Below are 25,040 nucleotides of genomic sequence, written 5' to 3'. Positions count from 1 at the left end.
GGTTAAGAAATTATTGTAATTGTGAAATTAAATGTTTGAATAATTGTGTGGGTATCAGGATTGCTGGCTGGCACCGCGCGGCTTTTCTGGCTACTATGCTGCACTTTGTGATCGCGCGCACGGAAGCCTGCCCTAACCTGCGAATAGCTATGTCATTACCACACACTTCTGCCCTGACGCCTGACGATGGTCGCGTCTCGAGCGTACTGCGCTCACCTAAAATGTTGATGCGCGAAACCTTAGCCGGCGTGATTACCGCCCTGGCGCTTATCCCCGAAGTGATCTCGTTTTCCGTGGTCGCCGGAGTGGACCCGAAGGTGAGTCTTATCGCCTCGGTGGTGCTCTGTCTGGCGATGTCCTTTTTAGGCGGCCGTCCGGCGATGGTTACCGCTGCTGCCGGTTCCGTCGCCCTGGTGATCGGCCCAATGGTGCATCTGCACGGGGTTCAGTACATTTTGCCCGCCGTGATCCTCGCCGGTCTCATTCAGATCCTGTTTGGCGTGCTCGGCATGGCGCGTCTGATGCGCTTTATTCCCCAGTCGGTGATGACCGGGTTTGTGAATGCCCTCGGCATTTTGATTTTCTTTGCCCAGGTGCCCCATTTCTGGACCAAAAGCCCGCTGATCGTCGGCCTGTTTGTGCTGACGCTGCTGATAGTCCTGTGGGCGCCTCGGGTTATCAAAAGCGTTCCCTCCCCGCTTATCGCCATTGTCGTTTTGACCCTCTTTACCGTGACCAGCGGGCAGATTCTGCCGACCGTCGGCGACGAAGGCTCCATGAGCGGCGGGCTACCGTGTCTGACGCAGCTGCTGGTGCCGCTGGACCTGCACACCCTGAGCATTATCTGGCCCTGCGCGCTCAGCATCGCCTTTGTCGGTCTGATGGAATCGTTGCTGACGGCAAAACTGGTGGATGAACTCACCCTGACGCCGTCGAGTAAACGCCGGGAGAGCATCGGGCTGGGGGTTGCGAATATGATGTCCGGCTTTTACGGCGGTATCGCCGGTTGCGCAATGATTGGGCAAACCATCGTTAACGTGGAGATGGGGAAAGGACGCAGCCGCATATCTACGCTGGCGGCGGGTGTGGTTTTGCTGATTCTGGTCACCGGCTTGAGCGAAGTCATGGCGCACATTCCGATGGCGGTGCTTGCCGGGATTATGGCGATTGTGGCGTTCAAGACCTTCAATTGGCATAGCATTCAGCCGGGAACCATGAAAGACGCGCCGATTGCTGAAACCCTGGTTATGCTGGTGACCGTTGCGGCCACCGTCTCAACCGGCAATCTGGCAATTGGCGTACTGGGCGGGATCATCGTGATGGTGATAATCCCTGCCCGGTTGAAGCGCAAGCACGCGGTTACAGCAGGAAAATCGTCGCCAGGCCAAGGAAAATAAAGAAGCCGCCGGTATCGGTAATGGCGGTGATCATCACGCTCGACCCCACCGCGGGGTCGCGCCCGAAGCGGGTCATCGTCAGCGGAATGATCACCCCCATCATCGATGCCACCAGCAGGTTGAGCACCATCGCCAGCATCATCACGCCACCCAGCGCCATATCGTCGTACAGCCACCAGGTAATGCCGCCCATAATCCCGCCCCACACCAGGCCGTTAATCAGCGCCACGCCCATCTCCCTGAAGATCAGGAACGTAAAGTTGCCGGGCTGGATTTTCTCCAGCGCCAGGGCGCGCACGATCATGGTGATGGTTTGATTCCCGGTGTTACCGCCAATCCCTGCCACGATTGGCATCAGGGAGGCCAGCGCCACCAGCTGTGAAATCGTGTGTTCAAAGCCATCGATCACCCGGGAGGCAATAAAAGCGGTGCAGAGGTTAATCGCCAGCCACGCCCAGCGCGTTTTGACCGCTTTGCCGACGGAGGCATGGACATCATCTTCGGCGCTCAAACCGCCTAACGCGCGCAGATCGTTGTCGGTCTCTTCATACACCACGTCAACGATCTCATCGATCGTCACGCGGCCCATCAGTTTGCCGACAGAATCCACAACTGCGGCGCTGATCAGGTTGTCACGTTCGAAGGTACGCGCCGCCTTTTCAGCGTCATCTTCCGGGGAGAAGACCATTGGCTCGTTATTCATGACCTCACTCACCCGACGCTGTGCATCGTTGAGCAGGATGGATTGCAGCGACAGCTCGCCAAGCAGGGTTTTGTCGCGCGCCGTGACAAACAGCTTATCGGTGTTTTCCGGCATTTTACCTTTGCGGCGCAGATAGCGCTGCACGGTGGCCAGCGTGACGTCCGGGCGCACCATGATCACCTCGAACTCCATGATCGCGCCGACGCTGTCCTGAGCGAAGTCCATTACCTGGCGTACGCGAGCACGCTCTTCCGCCGGGAGCGATGCCAGCAGGCGGCCCGTCAGGTTACGCGGCAGGTGTTGAACCAGGTAGATCTGCTCGTCAATATCCAGCGTCTGCACGGCATCGAGCAGTTCGCGGTCGCTCATATCATCGATGAGATCATCCCAGACGTTCTCCGAGGCCTCCAGGAGTACCTGACCACGCTCATGATCCTGCACCAGTCGCCACAGGGCGTGACGCTCTTCCGAAGGGAGAGACTCGAGGGTATCCGCCAGGTCCGGCGGTGGCAGATGGGCAACCAGCGCCCCTACCTCAGCAATATCGTCGGACAAGGTACCGACGTCATATTGCTCAGCCAGGGTTAATTTTCCGAGTAACGCCGACGTGACCGCTTTATCAGTGGTCAGAAGCCAGATAAGTCGGGCACGCTCCTGATCGCGCAGCCTTGCGCTGTTTTTGTTTATCAACGACATCAATCATAAATCCATGAAATAAGGTGATATCAAGCATAGCGTGGGGGAATGTAAATGATAATAAACAAATGGGCGGAATGGATAAAAAAGGAGCGGATAGCAGGTTTTGTCGTAAAACATGCCGGGTAAGGCGTGGCCGCCACCCGGCATGTTTACCTTTACGCGGTACGCGCCACGGCATCTCGCGAGGCGGCATCGCGCTCCTCGCCGGTCAGCTCGCTGAGCTGTCCGTCACGCATCTCCAGCAATCGGTCGGCGTGAATGAAGTAGTGATCGTCGTGACTGATGGCGAAAATCGTTTTGCCCATCGCCTGCATCAGCGGCAGCAGCACCTGATAAAACTCGCGGCGGAAGTGAGGGTCCTGGTCGGCCGCCCATTCATCCAGCAGAATGATGTCGCGCTCTTCCGCTAATGCCAGCAGCAGCGCCACGCGTTTTTTCTGCCCTTTCGACAGTTTGAGATTGAGGATTTTGCCGTCCTGAAGCTCCAGCTTGTGCGACATTTTCAGCTGTTCCAGCCACTTCGCGACCAGCTCAGGATTTGCCTGTTTGCCTTCCGGCCCTAACAGCTGATCGAACAGCCAGACATCCGTAAAGACTGCGGAGAAGAGCTTGCGATAATCTTCCGGTTTCTCAACGGACAGCGCTTTTCCGTCCAGCAGGATCTCACCCGACTGCGGCTGATACAGCCCCGTCAGCAGCATCGCCAGCGTGGATTTTCCGCTACCGTTGCCGCCAATCAGGAACAGCAGTTCGCCGCGATGGATGGTCAGATTGACCGGGCCGACGGCAAAGTTGTTATCCTGATAATGGAAAGTGACGTTACGGAGTTCCAGCGTTTTCCAGTCCGGGAAGGCGTCCGGGCGCGGGAACTCAGGGCGGAACGGCGCCAGCGCAAACTGATTCAGTTTTCTGAAGGCCACCTGTGCACTGAGCAGCGTTGGCAGCGCACCCACGGCGGAGAGCAGCGGCGTACGCAGGAACAGCAGCGTCAGGGAATAGGTCGCCGCCACGTTAGTGTCGGCCCAGCCGAGGCTGTTTGCCATCCAGAACACCAGACCGATCGCGCCCAGCATCATGATATTCGACCAGTTCACGGCGCTCAAGTGGAAGGTATCGGCGCGAATGATGTGATGGCGATATTCGCGCGCATCGGGAATATAGAGGTTGTTAAAGATGTGCTCGGCGCGCTCGCGGTTGAGGGTCAGCTCTTTGCGCCCTTCCAGCACTGTCTGGTAGTCGTTATAGAGCTTATCTTCTGTTTCACGCAGCACCGCCATGTGCTTATACACACGTGCCACCAGCAGGTAACCGCCCCAGATGGTGACCACAATCCATATCGCGGTCACGGCCAGCATTTTGGTCGACAGCCACGCAAGATAGGCGGCTGAGCCAAAGGTCAGAATGATACCCTGCACCAGCTCCGGCAAACGCACAAAGGCAATCGTAATCGCCCGCACATCGCTGGTCAGACCCGCCAACAGTGACGCACTGCCCAGTTGCTCGATGCGTTCAACCTGCGTATCGAGAATACGTTTGATAAATTCGCCGCGCAGGCGATAGACGAAATGGTGCCCCAGGGCCGTCAGCGCCAGCTGCGAGGCCAGCGTGACCGCCATCAGCAGCAGCAGCAGGCCGAGAAACTCTGGCAATACCGACAGTTTCGTATCGACCATTTCAATCAGACGGACGTTAATAAAGGCGATAAGCCCAATGCCCAGCGCGGCGCTGGCAAGGCTGAGCGCCATAACCGCGACAAACGGCCAGCGGTACTGACGCCAGACAAGGAGAAGTAGTTGCATGCAAAGCAATCCGGACAAGAAAAAACAGCCAGCAGTGTAAACTGCCCGACGGTTACATCAAGAATAATTCTTATTTTTATTCGCTATCCGACGCCTGGCGGAAGGTCAGGTTGTAGCGGTACTCCCCCGCCAGTGGATGAATGCCAGGTTTAAGGGGTTGAATCCCGTGATAAAAAAGCCGTGATTCCCCGCCCCACACCACCACGTCACCGTGCTCAAGCATCAGCCGCTTAAGCGGATCGCTGCGCTTCAGGCCGCCAAACTGGAAGACCGCAGGCAGGCCCAGCGAAACAGACACAATCGGCGCACGCAGATCCGGCTCGTCTTTGTCCTGATGTAGCGACAGCTTTGCTCCCGGCGCGTAGCGGTTGACCAGGCAGGCGTAGGGCTGAAAGTGCGGATAGCCCGCCGCGACTGCCGCGTCATGACAGAGCGAGCTGAACGCTGCGGGGATTAACGGCCAGGGCTGGCCCGTCACAGGATCGGTAGGTGAATAGAGATAACCGCGATCGTTTGTCGTCCAGCCAAGCGATCCGCAGTTCGTCATCGCCACGGACATGGTGTATCCGCCCGGCGTGACCATATGGCGGAACGGCGATAGCGCAGCGACCTCAGCAATTGCCTGAAACAACGCTTCGGCGCGCGCTAAAGCGAAGCGGCGCAAAATGGTGGCACCGGGCGCCAACGGTTCTTGCCAGGGATCGCTATCCGCAAACAGATCCAGCATTACTCCTCCTGATTTTTCGCTTCACGCTGCAGCAACTGCGCTTTGCGCGCCGTTCCCCAGCGATAGCCGGACAAGGCGCCGTCGTTTCGCACGACGCGGTGACAAGGGATAACGATCGCCAGTTTGTTGGCCGCACAGGCGCTTGCCACCGCCCGCACCGCGTTAGGTTTGCCGATGGCACTGGCGACCTGCTGATAGCTCGCTGTTTCACCGCAGGGGATCGCGCGCAGTGCCTGCCAGACCTGCTGCTGAAACGCGGTACCGCGAATATCCAGCGGCAGCGCCAGCGCCGTGCCGCTGTTATCCAGACTCGTAATCACCTGATGAAGCCTGCCCGCAAAGGTCCCCTCGGGCGTTTCCTGCTGTGCGTGCGGGAAAAGCGTATGAATCTCTTCTGCCAGGGCATCGTCATTATCGCCCAGTAAAATCGCACAGATCCCGCGCTCACTTTCCGCCACCAGGCAACGGCCCAGCTCGCAGTCGCTAATGGCGTAGCGCACGGTCACATCACTCCCGCCATTGCGATACTGTTTTGCGGTCATGCCCAACACGTCGTCTGCTTTTCGGTAGTAGCTGCTGCTGTCGGGGAAACCCGCGGCCAGTACGGAATCGGTAATGGTATCGCCCTGCGTCAGTGCGGCCCGTAAACGTCGCGCGCGCGCCGCCTGCTGCCAGGATTTCGGCGTCATCCCGGTGTGGGATTTAAACAACCGGTGAAAATGGAACGAACTCATCGCCACCGCTTCTGCCAGCGCAGTCAGGGTCAGCGTGGAGTCCTCTTCTAGCAGGCGGCAGGCTTGTTCGATTTTGGCCATTTTTGCGGCCTGAGGATCGGCTTTGTCCGGCGCGCAGCGTTTGCAGGGGCGAAACCCGGCCTGTTGAGCATGACGGGCATCGGGGAAGAAATGGACATTCTTGCGCAGCGCGTGGCGCGCCCGGCAGGAAGGGCGGCAAAAGATGCCGGTTGTCTGGACGGCAAAGACAAACTGGTTATCGGCACTGGAATCGCGGGCCAGCACTGCCAGCCAGCGTTCTTCATCGGTATTCAGGATCAGGTTTTTCATCATCGGCTCCTCTTACAAGCATACTCACACAATGCCGGAGTGCCACTGAACAAAAACCCGCAACCTTGCTTTTTAATTTTGTTCGCTAATTAAGAAGCTCTGGAACTGCGGCGACATCCAGGTTTTAAACGTCTCGCCCTCGCGGGTGATCATATACACTGCCAGCCCTTCCTGGCGCACCACCTCTTTCGCCTTCTCTGGCCCCAACACCATCAGCCCCGTATCCCAGGTATCAGCTTCCAGCGCAGTGGGAGCGATGACGGTAACGGAGACCAGGTTATGTTCGATCGGGCGACCGGTCTGCGGATCGATGACGTGAGAGAGGCGTTTCCCGTCCAGTTCGTAATAATTCCGATAGCTTCCGGAGGTACTGATGCCGTGGCCGTTAATATCCACCACCGCCTGGACTGCGTTCTGGGTGTCGGTCGGTTTTTGGATCGCCACGCGCCAGGGCTTATCGCTGGCATTCAGTCCACGGCTGACCAGCGCGCCACCGACCGAGACCAGATAGCGTGAGATCCCTTCCTGGGTCATCAGTGCGGCCAGATGATCCGCCGCGTAGCCCTCCCCGACCGTTGAAAGATCCACAAACAGATCGGGAATGTCTTTTTGCAGATACTGCTGACCGTATTGGTTGATCACCGTCAGATGCTGCAAACCGGTGCGGGCGCGGGCATCGTCGATTTGCGCCTGATCGGGGATTTTCTCCGGCTGTTTCGTCGGGCCAAAGCCCCATAAATTCACCAGCGGCCCGACGGTAATATCCATCGCCCCGTTGGTTTTATAGCCAATATGCAGCGCCTCGGTGACGATGTCGGCCATCGCCTCGCTTACGGGCCACAGGGAGGTGCTATTGGACAGATTGAAGCGCATCAGCGCAGAGTCATTTTTATAGGTCGAGAGCAGCTGATCGTCAGCGTCGAGCTGAGACTGAATTTTACCGCGCAGTTCGTCCGCGCGTCTGGCGTCAACATTCATGATGCTGACGCGCCAGAAGGTTCCCATGGTTTTCCCTTCCAGCACCGTAGCTGCAGGCGCAGCGGGTTTCACCGAAGGGGTGGAAGAGTCGCATGCCGCCAGTAAGAAAAAGCTCGCCAGAATGCCAGCGCGCCAAAAAGTCATGTCCATTCGTTATCATCCTCATGCCTGGGCGGCAAGAGTATATCAAACCCGGTCGCAGGTAAGACCCTAAAAAGAGAATAGAAAAAGGGGCCATAAGGCCCCTTTGTGTTACTGAGCGTATCTTAGAACTGGTAAACCAGACCCAGAGCGACGATATCATCAGTACCGATACCAGCCTGACGGGTGAAGTTGTTTTCATCCAGCAGGTTGATTTTGTAATCCACGTAGGTGGACATGTTTTTGTTGAAGTAGTAAGTCGCGCCAACATCAACATATTTCAGCAGATCCTGATCGCCGAAGTTGGTGGTGTTGTTGCTTACGTCCTTACCTTTAGACTGCAGGTAAGCCACGGATGGACGCAGACCGAAGTCGAACTGGTACTGAGCAACCACTTCGAAGTTCTGTGCTTTGTTAGCAAAACCGTAGATGTTGCTGCTGCTCTGGGAGTCGCCGAAACGGGTTGCGTTGTAAGTCTGGGAGTACTGTGCTGCCAGGTAAATGTTGTTGGCATCATATTTCAGACCACCGCTATACACTTCTGCGTGATCGCCTTCGCCGAATACGTCTGCTTTATTCTGATCAGCAGTACGTTTAGAGGAAGACATCGCACCACCCACGCTGAAGCCTTCGCCCAGGTTGTAGGTCAGGGATGCGCCGTAGCCGTCGCCGTTCTGTTTCAGAGTGCTACGACCGGTGTCGTTTTCGCCGTCAACGCTGCCGTTTTTACCCTGATACTGCAGAGCAAAGTTCAGGCCATCAACCAGACCGAAGAAGTCCTGGTTACGGTAGGTTGCAACGCCGTTAGCACGAGACTGCAGGAAGTTGTCAGCACCGTAGGTGTCGCCGCCGAATTCTGGCAGTACGTCAGTCCAGGAGGTGACATCGTAGATAACGCCGTAGTTACGACCGTAGTCGAAAGAACCTGCGTCAGCGAATTTCAGACCCGCGAAGGCCACACGAGTCCAGGACTGGTTGTCGCTCTCGTCGGTGTTGCCCTGAATCTGGTATTCCCACTGGCCGTAACCGGTCAGCTGATCGTTAACTTGAGTTTCGCCTTTGAAGCCGATACGCATGTAGGTCTGATCGCCATCAGCGCCTTTGTCATCGGAGAAATAGTGCAGACCGTCGACTTTACCGAACAGATCTAATTTGTTGCCGTCTTTGTTATAAATTTCAGCCGCATTTGCTGCGCCTGCTACCAGCAGAGCTGGTACCAGGAGGGACAGGACTTTAACTTTCATTTTATTAACCCTCTGTTATATGCCTTTATATGCCTTATTATTACCACTGCTTACTGATTAACCCTCTTAACCAGTCGGCAACTTCATTCTCCGCAAAATTACAGAATAATCCAATAAGAATATGATACGAAAACTTTGAAGATGTTTCATTCATCTACAAACATGTTTCAATTTGTAAATAAAGGGGAACTTTTTGATAGCACTAAGAGCTAAAAAATAAAGCACATTAAATCAAAACGTGAAAATAGATGATATATATCAGATAGATAGCCAAAGTAATCATTACCGCACTGATTGTCAAAACAAAAACCGTCGAGATCACTAAAATAACTCCCGCTATCATCATTAACTTTATTTATTACCGTCATTCAGTTTTGAATGTCTGTTTATCCCTAATTCAGCCGAGTGCACTGCATTCGGTTTTTTTTTACGCTTCTTTACGTAAACTGAATTTATCTGTGCTACCGCACTGAAATTATAACAACTATTAATTAATTCGATTATGTCCCTAAATTTCCTTTCCCGTCGCTTTAACAAATTTTAATTTCTTGTTAATTAGTGCTATTTTTCACATTCATTGCCAATTATTTGTACAATCCGATCGCGTTTGTACACTTTTAAATCTGCCTCGCCCTGCGCTATTTAAAGTCGAAAAAGTCCCGTCTGCTCTGGCTACGATGCTGGAAATTCAGGTATTACCCTTTATACTGCCCACTCCCCCTTACGTGCGGCCATATCGGGTTAAACATATCAATGAGTCAGTCTGAAACCACAGCAACAGGTAAGTTCTCCCTCCTTCCGGGGAGCATCACCCGCTTCTTCCTTCTCTTAATCATTGTGCTGCTGGTGACGATGGGAGTGATGGTGCAGAGCGCGGTCAATACCTGGCTGAAGGACAGGAGCTACCAGATTGTTGATATCACCCACGCGGTGCATAAGCGCATTGATACCTGGCGTTACGCCACCTGGCAGATTTATGACAACATTGCCGCCGCACCGGGAACCTCGTCGGGTGAGAATCTGCAGGAGACGCGTCTTAAGCAGGACGTGTATTACCTCGAAAAAACGCGCCGTAAAACCGAGGCCCTGATTTTTGGTTCGCACGATAGCGCCACGCTTGAGATGACCCAGCGGATGTCGACCTATCTCGACACGCTGTGGGGCGCAGAAACAGTGCCGTGGTCGATGTATTATCTCAACGGTCAGGATAACAGCATGATCCTGATCTCCACGCTACCGCTGAAAGATCTCTCGTCCGGGTTTAAAGAGTCCACCATCGGCTCGATCGTCGATTCCCGTCGCGCCGAAATGCTCCAGCAGGCCAACGCCCTGGATGAGCGCGAAAGTTTCTCCTCTCTGCGCCGCCTGGCGTGGCAGAACGGGCATTACTTTACCCTGCGCACCACCTTTAACCAGCCGGGACATCTGGCGACCGTCGTGGCCTTTGATTTGCCGATTAACGATCTGATCCCGCCTGACATGCCGTTGGACAGTTTCCGTCTGGAGCCAGACAGCTCCGCACAAAATCTGCGCGCATCAGCCGATAAGAAAGAGGGCCCGGAGAGTGCCACCATTACGTTCAATGGCTCGAAGATTGAGATCGCCTCTGCGCTGAACTCCACCGGGATGCGCCTGGTCTGGCAGGTGCCGTTTGGTACATTACTGCTGGATACTCTGCAAAATATTCTCCTGCCGCTGCTGCTGAATATCGGCCTGCTGGCGCTGGCGCTGTTTGGCTACAGCACCTTCCGCTTCCAGCCTGGCCGTCAAAGCGAAAGCGTGTCGTCATCCGGCTCAGGCAACGAACTGCGCGTCCTGCGGGCGCTGAATGAGGAGATTGTCTCCATCCTCCCGCTCGGGCTGCTGGTGCATGACCAGGAAGCCAATCGCACCATTATGAGCAACAAGATTGCCGATCATCTTCTGCCACACCTGAATTTGCAGAACATCACGGCGATGGCCGATCAGCACCAGGGCGTCATTCAGGCCACCATTAATAATGAACTGTATGAAATTCGTCAGTTCCGCAGCCAGGTTGCTTCCCGCACCCAAATCTTTATCATCCGCGATCAGGACCGTGAAGTGCTGGTGAACAAGAAACTCAAGCAGGCCCAGCGGCTGTATGAGAAGAACCAGCAGGGCCGCGCGGTCTTTATGCAAAACATCAGCGATGCGTTTAAGCGTCCGCTGAAAGCGCTGGCGAGCCAGGCCGCGAATATCAGCACGCCAGAAAGCCATCAGCTTGCCACTCAGGCGGATACGCTCGTGCGGATGGTGGATGAAATTCAGCTGGCTAACATGCTGGAAAACGACTCCTGGAGAGGGAACCCTACCCTGTTCTCGATTCAGGATCTGATCAACGAAGTGGTGCCTGAAGTCCTGCCGGTGATTAAGCGTAAAGGGCTGCAGCTGCTGATTAACAACCATCTACCCGCCAACGATAAACGCCACGGCGACCGCGATGCCCTACGCCGCATCGTGCTGATGCTGATTCAGTACTCCGTCACCACCACTCAAATCGGCAAAATTACGCTGGAAGTCAGCGCAGACGAATCCGCTCAAGACCGCCTGACGATCCGTATCCTGGATACGGGCGAAGGCGTGACGCTGAGCGAAGTCGACAATCTGCACTTCCCGTTCCTCAACGATACTCAGAGCGACAACTACGGCAAAGCCAATCCCCTCACCTTCTGGCTGTGCGATCAGCTGGCGCGTAAACTGGGCGGGCACCTGAATATCAAAGCCCGCGAGTCCCTTGGTACGCGCTATTCCCTGCACGTCAAAATGGCCGCGACCCCAGAGGAAGAGGACGAAGAGCGTCTGCTGGATGATGTGGTGATCATGGTGGATGTGACCTCGAACGAGATCCGCAACATTGTGGTTCGTCAGCTGGAAAACTGGGGCGCGTCCTGCATCACCCCGGACGACAGGCTCACAAGTCAAGAATATGATCTGTTTTTAACTGATAATCCGTCTAATCTTACTGCCTCGGGCTTGCTTTTAAGCGATGATGAGTCTGGCGTGCGCAAAATCGGCCCCGGCCAGATGCGCGTCAACTTCAATATGAGCAATGCGATGCAGGAAGCTGTACTACAACTAATAGAGGAACAGCTGGCACAAGAAGAGATCCTGGAGTCCCCGTTGGGTGGCGATGAAAATGCCGAACTCCATGCCAGCGGATACTATTCCCTCTTTGTAGATACAGTACCAGATGATGTTAAGCGGTTGTATACTGAGTCCGCTGCGAAGGATTTCGCGGCGCTGGCGCAGACAGCACACCGGCTTAAAGGGGTGTTTGCCATGCTTAATCTGGTTCCGGGCAAGCAGTTATGTGAAACGCTGGAACATCTTATTCGCGAGAAGGATGCTTCTGGCACAGAAAAATACATCAGCGACATTGACGCCTACGTCAAAAGCTTGCTGTAGCAAGGTAGCCTTATACATGAACAATATGAACGTAATTATTGCCGATGACCACCCGATTGTACTGTTCGGTATTCGCAAATCACTTGAACAGATCGAGTGGGTGAATGTTGTCGGTGAATTTGAAGACTCTACAGCACTTATCAATAACCTCCCGAAACTTGATGCCCATGTCCTCATCACCGATCTCTCCATGCCGGGAGATAAATACGGCGATGGGATCACGCTTATCAAATACATCAAGCGCCACTTCCCGAGCATTTCGATCATTGTTCTGACTATGAACAACAACCCGGCGATCTTAAGCGCCGTGCTGGAACTCGACATTGAAGGGATCGTGCTGAAACAAGGCGCGCCAACCGATCTGCCGAAAGCGCTTGCCGCCCTGCAGAAAGGCAAGAAATTTACCCCGGAAAGCGTCTCCCGTCTGCTGGAGAAAATCAGCGCCGGTGGTTACGGTGACAAGCGTTTGTCCCCGAAAGAGAGCGAAGTGTTGCGCCTGTTCGCGGAAGGTTTCCTGGTCACCGAGATTGCCAAGAAGCTGAACCGCAGCATTAAAACCATCAGTAGCCAGAAGAAATCGGCGATGATGAAGCTGGGTGTTGAAAATGACATCGCCCTGCTGAACTATCTCTCTTCTGTGACGCTGAGCGCGGTCGACAAAGACTGATTGCTCTTCGCTTAAAAAACCCGGCAGCGCTCGCGCTAGCCGGGTTTTTTTACGCCCTGTTTTTGCGCACGCGATCCGCGTAGACCGTCAGGGTCTGCTTGATCACATCCAGCGTCACCGGTTTCGACAGACAACTGTCCATTCCCGACTCCAGGCAGCGCTGCTTCTCTTCGGCCAGCGCATTCGCCGTCACGCCAATCACTGGCAGAGTCAGCCCCTGCTCGCGGATACGCTGCGTCAGGCGATAGCCATCCATGTTCGGCATGTTGACGTCGCTGAGCACAATATCAATATGATTTTTGCTGAGCACGTTAAGCGCATCGACGCCGTCGTTGGCCGTCAGACATTGATATCCCAGCGATCCGAGCTGATCGGCCAACAGACGCCGGTTAATCGGATGATCGTCGACCACCAGTATCATCATATCGTCATTCATTGCGACGGAAGAGTCCGGCGACGGCAGCGCTCTCACGCCGTCGCGCTCATCCACTTCAACGCGATAGATATGTGCCAGCAGATGCATCAGCTCGTGCGGCGTGGCGACGCTGTGCGTCCACTCTCCCGGCACACGCTCCTGCGGAATACCAATATGACGACGACAGAAGATAATCGCGGCTCTGCCTTTCCAGGACGGGTCCAGCTCTACGTCCGTAATCAGCGTGTCGTCGGCATCGGCGGGTTGCCCCTCGTAGCGCATCACGTGAAGGCCACGGTTGGTCAGCATCGACTCGAGGAAGGTATAGAGCGAGGCGTTATGCACCGCCAGCCAGATTGTTTTACCGCTCAAGCCATCCGCCGGGGCTTTCACCGGATACTTCGCCGAATAGAGCGGAATACGAATCGTAAACTGGCTGCCCATACCCGGCTCGGTGTCCACCGAGATATCGCCGTCCATCATGCTGATCAGCTGCTCGCAAATCGCAAGCCCAAGGCCTGTGCCCTGGAAGTTACGCTGTACGCCGGTTCCCACCTGGAAGAACGGGTCAAACAGTTTGACCACCTCTTTGGCCGGGATCCCGGTCCCCGTGTCGCGAACGCGAATACTCAAATAATCCCCGGCGCGGGAAACATGCAGGACGATACAGCCGATGTCGGTAAACTTGATCGCATTGCTCAGCAGGTTGGAAATTACCTGCTGCAGGCGCATCGGGTCGCCCTGCAATGTCACCGGCACATCCGGCTCGATAAAGCAGTAAAGTCCCAGCTGTTTGCGCACCACCAGCGGCATATAGTTAGCGCTGATGTGGTTCATCACCTCACGCGGCGAAAACTCGCTCGGCTCGATTTTCAGCTGCTCAGATTCAATTTTGGAGAAGTCAAGAATGTCGCTGATAATTTTCAGCAGCAGGCTCGACGAGTTGTTCATCGCCGTCACCAGACGGTCGACGCCCTTCGGCAGCTCTTTGGTTTGCAGCAGATCGAGGTTACCGATGATGCCGTACAGCGGCGTGCGCAGCTCATGGCTGACGGTGGCGAGGAACATGGATTTCGACTGGCTGGCCTGTTCTGCCGCCTGCGCCATTTCCTGCAAAGACTCTTCCATTTTCACGCGCGAGGAGACATCCACCAGCACGCAAATCGCCACGTTTTCGTTGCGATAGCGCGAGTGAACAAAACTGATCTGCAGGTTCGTGTGGTTGCTGGTGAGCACATCGACAAAATTGACCTGCTGCCCGCAGATGATTTGCGTCAGCCGCTGCCGGTCTTCGTGCGTCAGCATGTTCAGATAGTTATGCGCCAGTTCATTACTGAGAATATTCGTTCCGTCCTGGGTGCGCAGAATACAGATGCCGACGGGCGCCGAAGCGACGATTTTGCGGTTGAACTGCTCGTGCTCTTCCAGCCGCTGGGCGTCGCTCTCTGCCGGAATGAAAATCTTGCGCTCATACATCCGCGCCAGCGTAAACAGCGCAATGCCTACCAGCACGTTCAGCAGGATTGCGTTGAGGATCAGCATCCGGATGCGTTCCAGCACCATATCGACCGGCACGGAGTAGACAATACTCAGTGAAGACGGCGGCAGGCTTTTCTTCAGCACCAGGTCGCGGAACCCCGAGGTATAACCAAACCAGGAACGCTCCTGCATCCAGCGCGGATCGACTTTTAAACGATCCTCAGGACCGGTGAGTGAAATCAGCTTATGGCCATTTTCATCGAGAATGGTCACGCCCATCGGCAGGCTGCCCGGCGTGAAGAAGTTCTCCATGCGAATCGTCTGTTCGGTGCCCAGCAGCGCCTGCAGGCGGTTAGCCAGATAGACCGGCGTCAGGCCATAGAAATAGCCCACGCCTGGACGCGGACCCTGGCTAATCCAGAAAATATTGTTGCCGCGCTCATCCTGAGGGGCGTTATGGTATTTGAGAATACGTTCGTGCAGCTTTTTCAGCGCATCCTCGCGCTCGACGGGCATATCCCGCAGGCCAAAATCGGCCATGCAAAGGTTTTCGCTACCGATGAGGAACACGCGGTTAAGATCGTAGGCCGCAGAGAAATTATCGCGCCAGTAGCGCATAAACCAGGCCAGCGATTCGAGAGAGCCTCGCCAGGAGTTGCCCATCGCCGAGCAGTCGGAATCCGGGAACAACGGCTCAAAGTCCGGGACTTCCGATTTATCGTCGCGCCCGCGGGACGCCATAATCCCGTTTTCCGCCGTCAGACGGTTCTCCGCAATGTACTTCAGCTCTTTCATCACGTCGGACGTGCGCTGGATATAGCGCTGGGCCTGATCGGAGCTTAGGTTGAACTCCTGACGGATCTCGGACTCCTTTTGGTGCAGCGTGTTGACGATGTAAAACACCGAAAACAGCGCGACCAGTAACCAGAGCAATAACGCCAGCGCCCGGAATAAATAGCGAGAGACTTTAAGCGTGGTACGAAAGGAGACGAGGTATTTCAAGGGGGCGAAGCTCCGCCATCAGGGTCAAAAAGAATGTGGTTAAGGTAGCGGTAAACGCCGCTTGCCGCAATGTTCGCTTGTCTGCAAAAAAGAAAGGGCCGGAATCCGGCCCTTTTTTCTGTCAGGAGACATTACTCTTCGGCATCATCAGCCGCATCGTCGTCGGTGTCAGCTTCCGGCGCGATTTCGTCATCGCCTTCTGCCACACTTCCGTCGATGGAATCGAGCTCTTCGTCATCCACCGGCTCTGCAACACGCTGCAGGCCGACCACGTTTTCGTCTTCCGCTGTACGGATGAGGATCACGCCCTGGGTGTTACGACCCACAACGCTAATCTCAGACACGCGGGTACGCACCAGGGTGCCTGCGTCGGTGATCATCATGATCTGATCGCAGTCATCAACCTGTACCGCGCCGACAACGGAGCCGTTACGTTCGGTGACTTTAATGGAGATAACGCCCTGCGTACCGCGAGACTTGGTTGGGTATTCCCCTTCCGCCGTACGTTTACCGTAACCATTCTGCGTCACGGTCAGGATTGCCCCTTCGCCACGTGGAATAATCAGGGAAACAACGCTGTCTTCGCCTGCCAGTCGGATACCGCGAACACCGGTCGCGGTACGACCCATCGCGCGCACGGCGCTCTCTTTGAAGCGCACCACTTTACCGGCGGCAGAGAACAGCATGACATCGTCAGTACCGGAGGTCAGATCCACGCCGATCAGTTCATCGCCTTCGTTCAGGTTGACGGCAATGATGCCGGCAGAACGCGGACGACTGAACTCTTTCAGCGCGGTTTTCTTCACGGTCCCGCTGGCGGTCGCCATAAAGACGTTTACGCCTTCTGCGTACTCGCGGACCGGCAGAATCGCAGTGATGCGTTCGTTCGGCTCCAGCGGCAGCAGGTTGACGATTGGACGACCACGCGCCCCACGGCTCGCTTCCGGCAGCTGATAGACCTTCATCCAGTACAGACGGCCACGGCTGGAGAAGCAGAGGATCGTATCGTGGGTGTTGGCCACCAGCAGGCGGTCGATAAAGTCTTCTTCTTTAATACGTGCAGCTGATTTGCCTTTACCACCACGACGTTGTGCTTCGTAGTCGGTCAGCGGCTGATACTTCACGTAGCCCTGGTGAGACAGGGTCACAACCACATCTTCCTGGTTGATCAGATCTTCGATGTTGATATCCGCGCTGTTGGCGGTGATCTCAGTGCGACGCTCATCACCAAACTGATCGCGGACCAGTTCCAGCTCTTCACGAATCACTTCCATCAGACGATCTGCGCTACCGAGGATATGCAGCAGTTCAGCAATCTGCTCCAGCAGCTCTTTGTACTCGTCGAGCAGTTTTTCATGCTCAAGGCCAGTCAGTTTCTGCAGACGCAGATCCAGAATCGCCTGTGCCTGCTGTTCGGTCAGATAGTACTGACCGTCACGCACGCCGAACTCTGGCTCCAGCCACTCAGGGCGCGCAGCATCATCGCCAGCGCGTTCCAGCATGGCCGCGACGTTACCCAGCTCCCACGGACGGGCAACCAGGCCCGCTTTCGCTTCGGCAGGCGTTGGCGCACGACGGATCAGTTCGATGATCGGGTCGATGTTAGCCAGCGCAACAGCCAGCGCTTCGAGGATGTGGGCACGATCGCGTGCTTTACGCAGTTCGAAAATAGTACGGCGAGTCACCACTTCACGGCGGTGACGCACGAACGCGCTCAGAATCTCTTTCAGATTCATGATCTTCGGCTGACCATGGTGCAGTGCCACCATGTTGATACCGAAGGAAACCTGGAGCTGCGTCTGGGAGTAAAGGTTGTTAAGAACAACTTCACCCACCGCGTCACGTTTGATTTCAATCACGATGCGCATACCGTCTTTATCAGACTCGTCACGCAGCGCGCTGATACCTTCAACGCGTTTATCTTTTACCAGTTCCGCGATTTTCTCGATCAGGCGCGCTTTGTTCACCTGATACGGAATTTCGTGGACGATAATGGTTTCGCGACCCGTCTTCGCGTCAGCTTCCACTTCCGCGCGGGCACGAATATAAATTTTGCCACGACCGGTACGGTACGCTTCTTCGATACCGCGACGACCATTGATAATGGCGGCAGTCGGGAAGTCCGGGCCAGGGATGTGTTCCATCAGCCCTTCAATGCTGATCTCTTCATCGTCAATAAAGGCCAGGCAGCCGTTGATCACTTCCGTGATGTTGTGCGGCGGAATGTTGGTGGCCATACCGACGGCGATACCGGAAGAACCGTTCACCAGCAGGTTCGGGATCTTGGTCGGCATCACGTCTGGGATGCGCTCGGTGCCGTCGTAGTTATCGACGAAATCTACCGTCTCTTTTTCCAGGTCGGCCATCAGCTCATGGGCGATTTTCGACATACGGATTTCCGTATAACGCATCGCCGCCGCGGAGTCGCCATCGACAGAACCAAAGTTACCCTGGCCATCTACCAGCATGTAACGCAAGGAGAATGGCTGCGCCATACGCACGATAGTGTCATAAACGGCGGTATCACCATGAGGGTGGTATTTACCGATTACGTCACCAACGACACGGGCAGATTTTTTGTAGGCTTTATTCCAGTCATTGCCCAATACGTTCATGGCGTAAAGTACGCGACGGTGTACCGGCTTCAGGCCATCTCGGACGTCTGGCAGCGCACGGCCAACAATGACCGACATCGCATAGTCCAGATAGGAGCTCTTAAGCTCTTCCTCGATGTTAACCGGTGTAATTTCTCTCGCAAGGTCGCTCATCTAACCGCTATCCCTCTACTGTGTCCCGGATTCAAAGGTCGCAAATTATAACACAACCGCTATGAGACAGGTAAACCTGTATGCTTTATTCGCGGGGAGAGCCTGATATACTCGATCCTCTTGCGAAATAAGGAGTAAAAGCGCCCATGAATGCCGAAAAATCCCCGGTAGCTCACAACGTCGACCACGAAGAGATCGCCAAATTTGAAGCGGTGGCATCCCGCTGGTGGGATCTCGAAGGTGAGTTCAAACCTCTGCACCGTATTAACCCGCTGCGTCTGGGCTATATTGCGGAGCGTTCCGGCGGTCTGTTCGGTAAAAACGTGCTCGATGTCGGCTGTGGCGGCGGCATTCTGGCAGAGAGCATGGCGCGCGAAGGGGCTACGGTCACCGGGCTGGATATGGGCTTTGAGCCATTACAGGTCGCGCGTCTGCATGCGTTAGAAACCGGTATTCAGGTGGATTACGTTCAAGAGACGGTCGAAGAGCACGCGGCGAAGCACGCCCATCAGTATGACGTGGTCACCTGCATGGAAATGTTAGAGCACGTTCCTGACCCGCAGTCGGTGGTCAAGGCCTGCGCTGCGCTTGTCAAACCCGGTGGACAGGTCTTCTTCTCGACCATCAACCGTAACGGCAAGGCGTGGCTGATGGCGGTCGTAGGGGCGGAATATGTCCTGCGCATGGTGCCAAAAGGCACCCATGACGTGAAGAAATTTATCAAACCGGCTGAATTATTAGGCTGGGTCGACGGTACCTGGCTTAAAGAGCAGCACATCACTGGCTTGCACTACAATCCGCTAACGGACAAATTCAAACTCGCGCCGGGTGTAGATGTTAACTACATGTTGCACACAACCGCAAAAAACGACTAACGTCATCAACTATTCTTATAAAGATTGCGCGGCGTCATGTTGCGCAATTTTGACCTCTCGTTGAAGAAATCAGCACTCGATCAAATTTTGAATTTTTTTTCTTAATTATTGACATGTCGTCCAGGCCTTACAGCACGAGGACTTAGGCTTTTTTACCCTTTCACAACCTCAATTTAACCTCAAAATCAACCCTTGTACTGAAATGATTCGATACTAGAATACTCACCATATAGCGTTCTTTTAATCGCAAAACCCCTACATGTAGTATTTATCCACAGAGTTAGTCACAAGACCATTCTGTGGATAAGCGGGGGATATTTCTATTTCACGGTAATTCACGGACAGGTAAAAACCCACATGAATCAGAGTCTGCTGGTGACAAAGCGCGACGGTACCACTGAGCGTATCAATCTCGACAAAATCCATCGAGTTCTCGACTGGGCAGCAGAAGGACTGAATAACGTATCTATCTCCCAGGTTGAGCTGCGTTCTCACATTCAGTTCTACGACGGCATCAAAACCTCTGACATCCACGAGACCATCATCAAGGCGGCTGCTGACCTCATCTCCCGCGAAGCGCCTGATTATCAGTATCTCGCAGCACGTCTTGCCATTTTCCATCTGCGTAAAAAAGCCTACGGCCAGTTTGAGCCGCCAGCGCTGTATGATCACGTGGTCAAAATGGTTGAGCTGGGCAAATACGACACGCATCTGCTGGAAGACTATACGGAAGAAGAGTTCGAGCAGATGAACGGGTTTATCGATCACTGGCGTGACATGAACTTCTCCTACGCCGCGGTCAAACAGCTCGAAGGCAAATACCTGGTTCAGAACCGCGTAACGGGTGAAATCTACGAAAGCGCGCAGTTCCTGTACATTCTGGTCGCCGCATGCCTGTTCTCCGGCTATCCGCGTGAAACTCGCCTGAGCTATGTGAAGCGTTTCTATGATGCGGTTTCTACCTTTAAAATTTCTCTGCCTACGCCGATCATGTCTGGCGTGCGCACCCCAACTCGCCAGTTCAGCTCTTGCGTTCTGATCGAGTGCGGCGACAGCCTGGATTCCATTAACGCCACCTCCAGCGCCATTGTGAAATACGTCTCCCAGCGTGCCGGTATCGGTATCAACGCGGGCCGTATTCGTGCCTTGGGTAGCCCAATTCGCGGCGGTGAAGCGTTCCATACCGGCTGTATTCCGTTCTACAAACACTTCCAGACCGCAGTGAAATCCTGCTCTCAGGGCGGCGTTCGCGGCGGTGCAGCCACGCTGTTCTACCCAATGTGGCATCTGGAAGTAGAAAGCCTGCTGGTTCTGAAAAACAACCGTGGCGTTGAAGGCAACCGCGTTCGTCACATGGACTACGGCGTTCAGATCAACAAACTGATGTATACCCGCCTGCTGAAAGGCCAGGACATCACCCTGTTTAGTCCGTCCGACGTCCCAGGCCTGTACGATGCGTTCTTCGCCGATCAGGATGAGTTCGAGCGTCTGTATACCCAGTACGAAAACGACGACAGCATCCGCAAACAGCGCGTCAAAGCGGTGGACCTGTTCTCTCTGATGATGCAGGAACGTGCCTCAACTGGCCGTATCTACATTCAGAACGTGGACCACTGCAACACCCACAGCCCGTTTGATCCGGCCATCGCGCCCGTGCGCCAGTCTAACCTGTGCCTGGAGATCGCCCTGCCGACCAAACCGCTGTACGACGTTAACGACGAAAACGGTGAAATCGCGCTCTGTACTCTGTCTGCATTCAACCTGGGCGCAATCAAGAGCCTGTCCGAGCTGGAAGAGCTGGCTGTGCTGGCGGTTCGCGCGCTGGATGCCCTGCTGGATTATCAGGACTACCCAATCCCTGCGGCAAAACGCGGTGCCATGGGCCGTCGTACGCTGGGTATTGGCGTGATCAACTTTGCCTACTGGCTGGCGAAAAACGGTAAGCGTTACTCCGACGGCAGCGCCAATAACCTGACGCATGAAACTTTCGAAGCCATTCAGTATTACCTGATGAAAGCCTCGAATGAGCTGGCGAAAGAGCAAGGCGCGTGCCCGTGGTTCAACGAAACTACCTACGCGAAAGGCATTCTGCCGATCGATACCTACAAGAAAGATCTGGACGGTATCGTCAGCGAGCCGCTGCATCTCGACTGGGAAGGTCTGCGTGAATCGATCAAAACGCACGGTCTGCGTAACTCCACCCTTTCTGCGCTGATGCCGTCCGAGACCTCCTCGCAGATCTCTAACGCCACCAACGGCATTGAGCCGCCGCGCGGTCACGTGAGCATCAAAGCCTCGAAAGATGGCGTGCTGCGTCAGGTCGTGCCGGATTACGAAACGCTGGGGAATAACTACGAGCTGCTGTGGGAAATGCCGAATAACGACGGTTACCTGCAGCTGGTGGGTATCATGCAGAAGTTTATCGACCAGTCGATCTCTGCCAACACCAACTACGATCCGACGCGCTTCCCGTCAGGAAAAGTGCCGATGCAACAGTTGCTCAAAGATCTGCTGACCGCCTACAAGTTTGGTGTGAAAACCCTGTACTATCACAACACCCGTGACGGTGCAGAAGATGCGCAGGATGATATGGCGCCTTCAATCCAGGACGATGGCTGCGAAAGCGGCGCATGTAAGATCTAGTTTTGCCTTTTGCCGGATGGCGGCGTAAACGCCGTATCCGGCCTACATAATTTCGAGGTGTTGTAGGCCGGATACGCAAAGCGCTTTCCGGCATTACACTCCTACAGGACTCACTTCAATGGCATATACCACCTTTTCACAGACGAAAAACGACCAGCTCAAAGAGCCCATGTTCTTCGGGCAATCGGTCAACGTGGCACGCTACGATCAGCAAAAATATGACATCTTCGAAAAGCTGATCGAAAAGCAACTCTCCTTCTTCTGGCGTCCGGAAGAAGTGGATGTTTCACGCGATCGTATCGACTTTCAGGCACTGCCTGACCATGAAAAGCACATTTTCCTCAGCAACCTGAAGTATCAGACGCTGCTGGATTCCATTCAGGGTCGTAGCCCGAACGTGGCGTTGCTGCCGCTGATCTCTATTCCTGAACTGGAAACCTGGGTCGAAACCTGGGCGTTCTCCGAGACGATCCACTCGCGCTCCTACACCCACATCATCCGCAACATCGTGAACGATCCGGCGGTGGTGTTTGACGATATCGTTACCAACGAGCAAATCCAGAAACGTGCAGAGGGCATCGCCCACTACTACGACGAGCTGATCGAAATGACCAGCTACTGGCATCTGCTGGGCGAAGGCACCCACAACGTCAACGGTAAAACCGTGACCGTGAATCTGCGCGCCCTGAAAAAACAGCTGTACCTGTGCCTGATGAGCGTCAACGCGCTGGAAGCGATTCGCTTCTATGTCAGCTTTGCCTGCTCATTTGCCTTCGCCGAGCGCAAGCTGATGGAAGGTAACGCGAAAATTATCCGTCTGATCGCTCGCGACGAAGCCCTGCACCTGACCGGCACTCAGCACATGCTGAATCTGCTGCGCAGCGGCGTGGACGATCCGGAAATGGCAGAGATTGCCGAAGAGTGCAAACAGGAGTGCTACGACCTGTTTGTGCTGGCCGCTCAGCAGGAAAAAGAGTGGGCAGATTACCTGTTCCGCGACGGTTCCATGATCGGTCTGAACAAAGACATTCTGTGTCAGTACGTGGAGTACATCACCAACATCCGCATGCAGGCGGTGGGCCTTGAGCTTCCGTTTAAAACGCGTTCTAACCCAATTCCGTGGATCAACACCTGGCTGGTCTCCGACAACGTCCAGGTTGCGCCGCAGGAAGTGGAAGTGAGTTCTTACCTGGTCGGTCAGATTGATTCCGAAGTCAATACTGACGACCTGAGCGATTTCCAGCTCTGATGAGCCGCGTCACGCTAAGCCTTTCCGGCACAGAAGTTCTGTGCCGCGAAGAGCACCCTTCTTTGCTGGTCGCGCTTGAGTCGCATCAGGTGGAAGTCGAATACCAGTGTCGCGCCGGTTACTGCGGCTCCTGCCGCTGCCGTTTAGTGGCAGGCCAGGTCGACTGGCTCACCGAGCCGCTGGCGTTCATCAATGAAGGAGAAATTTTGCCCTGCTGTTGCCGGGCAAAAGGCGATATCGAAATCGAGATGTAATGCCTGCACGCACTAAATGCCCGCTTTCGCGGGCATTTTTTTATCCGCGTTTCTGCATCATCTCCGCGTGATGACGTTTTTCACCGAACATCACTACAATCAGCAGCAATACTGCCATTATGCTGCCGCCAATCATCACCATAAAGCCACCGTCCCAGCCGAAGAAATCTACCGTGTAACCAACGATAGCGCTGGCGGCGACCGATCCGCCAAGATAACCAAACAGACCGGTAAAGCCTGCGGCGGTCCCTGCTGCTTTCTTCGGCGCCAGTTCAAGGGCATGCAGGCCGATCAGCATTACCGGGCCATAAATCAGGAAGCCAATCACGATCATACAGGCCATATCCACGCCCGGATTTCCCGGAGGGTTGAGCCAGTAAACGATCGTGGCGATAGTCACCAGCGTCATAAAGAACACGCCCGTTGCACCGCGGTTGCCTTTGAACACTTTATCCGACATCCAGCCGCAAATCAGCGTGCCCGGGATCCCGGCATATTCATACAAGAAATAGGCCCAGGATGACTTATCCAGCGCGAAGTGCTTCACCTCTTTCAGATAGGTTGGCGACCAGTCAAGGATGCCGTACCGCAGCAGATAGACAAACACGTTCGCCACCGCGATGTACCACAGCAGTTTGTTCGGCAGGACGTATTTCATGAAGATTTGCTTCGCCGTCAGCTCCTCTTCGTGCTGTTCGCTGTAGTCGTCCGGATAGTCGTTTTTATACTCTTCAATTGGCGGCAGGCCGCAGGATTGCGGGGTATCGCGCATCAGCGCAAAAGCAATCATCGCCACCAGAATCGCGCCAAATGCAGGCATGTACAGCGCCGCTTTCCAGTCGTTAAACCACGCCATCCCTAACAGGAACAGCAGTGGCGGAATACCGCCGCCGACGTTATGGGCGCAGTTCCACACCGACACAATCCCGCCGCGCTCTTTCTGCGACCACCAGTGGACCATGGTACGTCCGCACGGTGGCCACCCCATACCCTGGAACCAGCCGCAGATAAACAACAACACAAACATCACTGCGATGCTGGAGGTCGCCCAGGGCACGAAGCCCATAAACAGCATTACCGCCGCAGCAAGAATCAGGCCTGCCGGTAAGAAGACGCGCGGATTCGAGCGGTCCGAGACCGACCCCATGATGAATTTCGAAAAACCGTAGGCAATTGAAATGCCGGATAGCGCGAAACCTAAGTCACCGCGCGAAAAACCCTGTTCAACCAGGTATGGCATCGCCAGGGCGAAGTTTTTGCGCACCAGATAGTAAGCGGCATAGCCGAAGAAAATTCCGAGGAAGATTTGCCAGCGCAGGCGGCGATAAAGCGGGTCAACTTCTGCCTCTGGCAGACGTGCCCGATGCGGAGCAGGTTTGAAGATACTGAGCATAACAGCCTCCGTGGCCATATTGTAAATTGCCAGGGCTTTTACTGCACCCCAGCTCCAGAGAGGTTGGGGATGTTAAATAATCACGATGATTGTTACTGTGAATCAACGCACGAATTG

At 54.8% G+C, this 25,040-nt stretch carries 16 protein-coding genes; 7 read left to right on the top strand and 9 right to left on the bottom strand.

All coding sequences use genetic code 11. From position 1 onward, the window contains the following. Positions 1 to 95: 95 nt before the first annotated feature. Complete coding sequence (locus tag DAI21_RS12130; RefSeq protein ID WP_107703204.1) at positions 96 to 1,397, top strand: SulP family inorganic anion transporter; 1,302 nt, start codon at positions 96 to 98, stop codon at positions 1,395 to 1,397. On the opposite strand, the gene mgtE is transcribed toward DAI21_RS12130, so the two are convergent. The 6 genes from mgtE to DAI21_RS12100 form a co-directional block, all read right to left on the bottom strand. Next, positions 1,360 to 2,796 (bottom strand): magnesium transporter, encoded by a 1,437-nt coding sequence (gene mgtE / locus DAI21_RS12125; RefSeq protein ID WP_102104884.1) that lies wholly within the window; start codon positions 2,794 to 2,796, stop codon positions 1,360 to 1,362. The two genes, DAI21_RS12130 and mgtE, sit on opposite strands and share 38 nt — an antisense overlap. 158 nt (positions 2,797 to 2,954) lie before the next feature. Further along, positions 2,955 to 4,598 (bottom strand): multidrug ABC transporter permease/ATP-binding protein, encoded by a 1,644-nt coding sequence (locus DAI21_RS12120; protein WP_100779484.1) that lies wholly within the window; start codon positions 4,596 to 4,598, stop codon positions 2,955 to 2,957. A 76-nt stretch (positions 4,599 to 4,674) separates the two neighbouring features. Next, on the bottom strand, positions 4,675 to 5,325 hold the full coding sequence (gene alkB / locus DAI21_RS12115) for a DNA oxidative demethylase AlkB (protein WP_107703203.1): 651 nt from the start codon (positions 5,323 to 5,325) through the stop codon (positions 4,675 to 4,677). Beyond that, positions 5,325 to 6,389 carry a bifunctional DNA-binding transcriptional regulator/O6-methylguanine-DNA methyltransferase Ada gene (gene ada / locus DAI21_RS12110; protein WP_107703202.1) on the bottom strand — a complete coding sequence of 355 codons (1,065 nt, stop codon included), beginning with the start codon at positions 6,387 to 6,389 and terminating at the stop codon, positions 5,325 to 5,327. The genes alkB and ada overlap by 1 nt, the downstream gene beginning before the upstream one ends. A gap of 72 nt (positions 6,390 to 6,461) precedes the next feature. Further along, positions 6,462 to 7,517 carry an FAD:protein FMN transferase ApbE gene (gene apbE, locus DAI21_RS12105; RefSeq protein ID WP_107703201.1) on the bottom strand — a complete coding sequence of 352 codons (1,056 nt, stop codon included), beginning with the start codon at positions 7,515 to 7,517 and terminating at the stop codon, positions 6,462 to 6,464. Between the two features lie 116 nt (positions 7,518 to 7,633). Further along, positions 7,634 to 8,752 (bottom strand): porin OmpC, encoded by a 1,119-nt coding sequence (locus tag DAI21_RS12100; protein WP_107703200.1) that lies wholly within the window; start codon positions 8,750 to 8,752, stop codon positions 7,634 to 7,636. A 753-nt stretch (positions 8,753 to 9,505) separates the two neighbouring features. Between DAI21_RS12100 and rcsD the strand changes: the two genes are divergently transcribed. Next, positions 9,506 to 12,178: a phosphotransferase RcsD gene (rcsD, locus tag DAI21_RS12095; protein WP_102104889.1), complete on the top strand. Its 2,673-nt coding sequence runs from the start codon at positions 9,506 to 9,508 to the stop codon at positions 12,176 to 12,178. 16 nt (positions 12,179 to 12,194) lie between these two features. Next, entirely contained in the window at positions 12,195 to 12,845 is a 651-nt protein-coding gene (gene rcsB, locus DAI21_RS12090; protein ID WP_015959795.1) for a response regulator transcription factor RcsB, read from the top strand. 49 nt (positions 12,846 to 12,894) lie between these two features. On the opposite strand, the gene rcsC is transcribed toward rcsB, so the two are convergent. Together rcsC and gyrA are read right to left on the bottom strand one after the other, a co-directional pair. Further along, positions 12,895 to 15,741, bottom strand: coding sequence for a two-component system sensor histidine kinase RcsC (gene rcsC, locus DAI21_RS12085; RefSeq protein ID WP_100779477.1), 2,847 nt, complete (start codon positions 15,739 to 15,741; stop codon positions 12,895 to 12,897). Between the two features lie 131 nt (positions 15,742 to 15,872). Next, positions 15,873 to 18,509 carry a DNA topoisomerase (ATP-hydrolyzing) subunit A gene (gyrA, locus tag DAI21_RS12080; protein ID WP_102104891.1) on the bottom strand — a complete coding sequence of 879 codons (2,637 nt, stop codon included), beginning with the start codon at positions 18,507 to 18,509 and terminating at the stop codon, positions 15,873 to 15,875. Between the two features lie 146 nt (positions 18,510 to 18,655). Between gyrA and ubiG the strand changes: the two genes are divergently transcribed. From ubiG to yfaE, 4 genes are all read left to right on the top strand, one after another. Further along, a complete protein-coding gene (gene ubiG / locus DAI21_RS12075; protein WP_100779475.1) occupies positions 18,656 to 19,384 on the top strand; it encodes a bifunctional 2-polyprenyl-6-hydroxyphenol methylase/3-demethylubiquinol 3-O-methyltransferase UbiG in 729 nt (242 codons plus the stop codon). A 357-nt stretch (positions 19,385 to 19,741) separates the two neighbouring features. After that, positions 19,742 to 22,027 carry a class 1a ribonucleoside-diphosphate reductase subunit alpha gene (gene nrdA / locus DAI21_RS12070; protein WP_100779474.1) on the top strand — a complete coding sequence of 762 codons (2,286 nt, stop codon included), beginning with the start codon at positions 19,742 to 19,744 and terminating at the stop codon, positions 22,025 to 22,027. Positions 22,028 to 22,145: 118 nt separating this feature from the next. Beyond that, entirely contained in the window at positions 22,146 to 23,276 is a 1,131-nt protein-coding gene (gene nrdB, locus DAI21_RS12065; protein WP_100779473.1) for a class Ia ribonucleoside-diphosphate reductase subunit beta, read from the top strand. Next, on the top strand, positions 23,276 to 23,530 hold the full coding sequence (gene yfaE, locus DAI21_RS12060) for a class I ribonucleotide reductase maintenance protein YfaE (protein ID WP_015959801.1): 255 nt from the start codon (positions 23,276 to 23,278) through the stop codon (positions 23,528 to 23,530). The genes nrdB and yfaE overlap by 1 nt, the downstream gene beginning before the upstream one ends. Positions 23,531 to 23,570: 40 nt before the next feature. On the opposite strand, the gene glpT is transcribed toward yfaE, so the two are convergent. Beyond that, positions 23,571 to 24,923 (bottom strand): glycerol-3-phosphate transporter, encoded by a 1,353-nt coding sequence (glpT, locus tag DAI21_RS12055; protein WP_100779472.1) that lies wholly within the window; start codon positions 24,921 to 24,923, stop codon positions 23,571 to 23,573. Positions 24,924 to 25,040 lie beyond the last annotated feature (117 nt).

Source organism: Lelliottia sp. WB101, from assembly GCF_003051885.1.
GTDB classification, from domain to species: Bacteria; Pseudomonadota; Gammaproteobacteria; order Enterobacterales; family Enterobacteriaceae; genus Enterobacter; species Enterobacter nimipressuralis.
The sequence above is the reverse complement of the archived record's forward strand: the minus strand, read 5'-3'. Positions and strand labels throughout refer to the sequence as shown.

Bases quoted from the DNA above. Each gene is read 5' to 3' on its own strand.
- DAI21_RS12130 (WP_107703204.1), top strand. From the start codon at position 96: ATGCTGCACTTTGTGATCGCGCGCACGGAAGCCTGCCCTAACCTGCGA.
- mgtE (WP_102104884.1), bottom strand. From the start codon at position 2,796: ATGTCGTTGATAAACAAAAACAGCGCAAGGCTGCGCGATCAGGAGCGT.
- DAI21_RS12120 (WP_100779484.1), bottom strand. From the start codon at position 4,598: ATGCAACTACTTCTCCTTGTCTGGCGTCAGTACCGCTGGCCGTTTGTC.
- alkB (WP_107703203.1), bottom strand. From the start codon at position 5,325: ATGCTGGATCTGTTTGCGGATAGCGATCCCTGGCAAGAACCGTTGGCG.
- ada (WP_107703202.1), bottom strand. From the start codon at position 6,389: ATGAAAAACCTGATCCTGAATACCGATGAAGAACGCTGGCTGGCAGTG.
- apbE (WP_107703201.1), bottom strand. From the start codon at position 7,517: ATGGACATGACTTTTTGGCGCGCTGGCATTCTGGCGAGCTTTTTCTTA.
- DAI21_RS12100 (WP_107703200.1), bottom strand. From the start codon at position 8,752: ATGAAAGTTAAAGTCCTGTCCCTCCTGGTACCAGCTCTGCTGGTAGCA.
- rcsD (WP_102104889.1), top strand. From the start codon at position 9,506: ATGAGTCAGTCTGAAACCACAGCAACAGGTAAGTTCTCCCTCCTTCCG.
- rcsB (WP_015959795.1), top strand. From the start codon at position 12,195: ATGAACAATATGAACGTAATTATTGCCGATGACCACCCGATTGTACTG.
- gyrA (WP_102104891.1), bottom strand. From the start codon at position 18,509: ATGAGCGACCTTGCGAGAGAAATTACACCGGTTAACATCGAGGAAGAG.
- ubiG (WP_100779475.1), top strand. From the start codon at position 18,656: ATGAATGCCGAAAAATCCCCGGTAGCTCACAACGTCGACCACGAAGAG.
- nrdA (WP_100779474.1), top strand. From the start codon at position 19,742: ATGAATCAGAGTCTGCTGGTGACAAAGCGCGACGGTACCACTGAGCGT.
- nrdB (WP_100779473.1), top strand. From the start codon at position 22,146: ATGGCATATACCACCTTTTCACAGACGAAAAACGACCAGCTCAAAGAG.
- yfaE (WP_015959801.1), top strand. From the start codon at position 23,276: ATGAGCCGCGTCACGCTAAGCCTTTCCGGCACAGAAGTTCTGTGCCGC.
- glpT (WP_100779472.1), bottom strand. From the start codon at position 24,923: ATGCTCAGTATCTTCAAACCTGCTCCGCATCGGGCACGTCTGCCAGAG.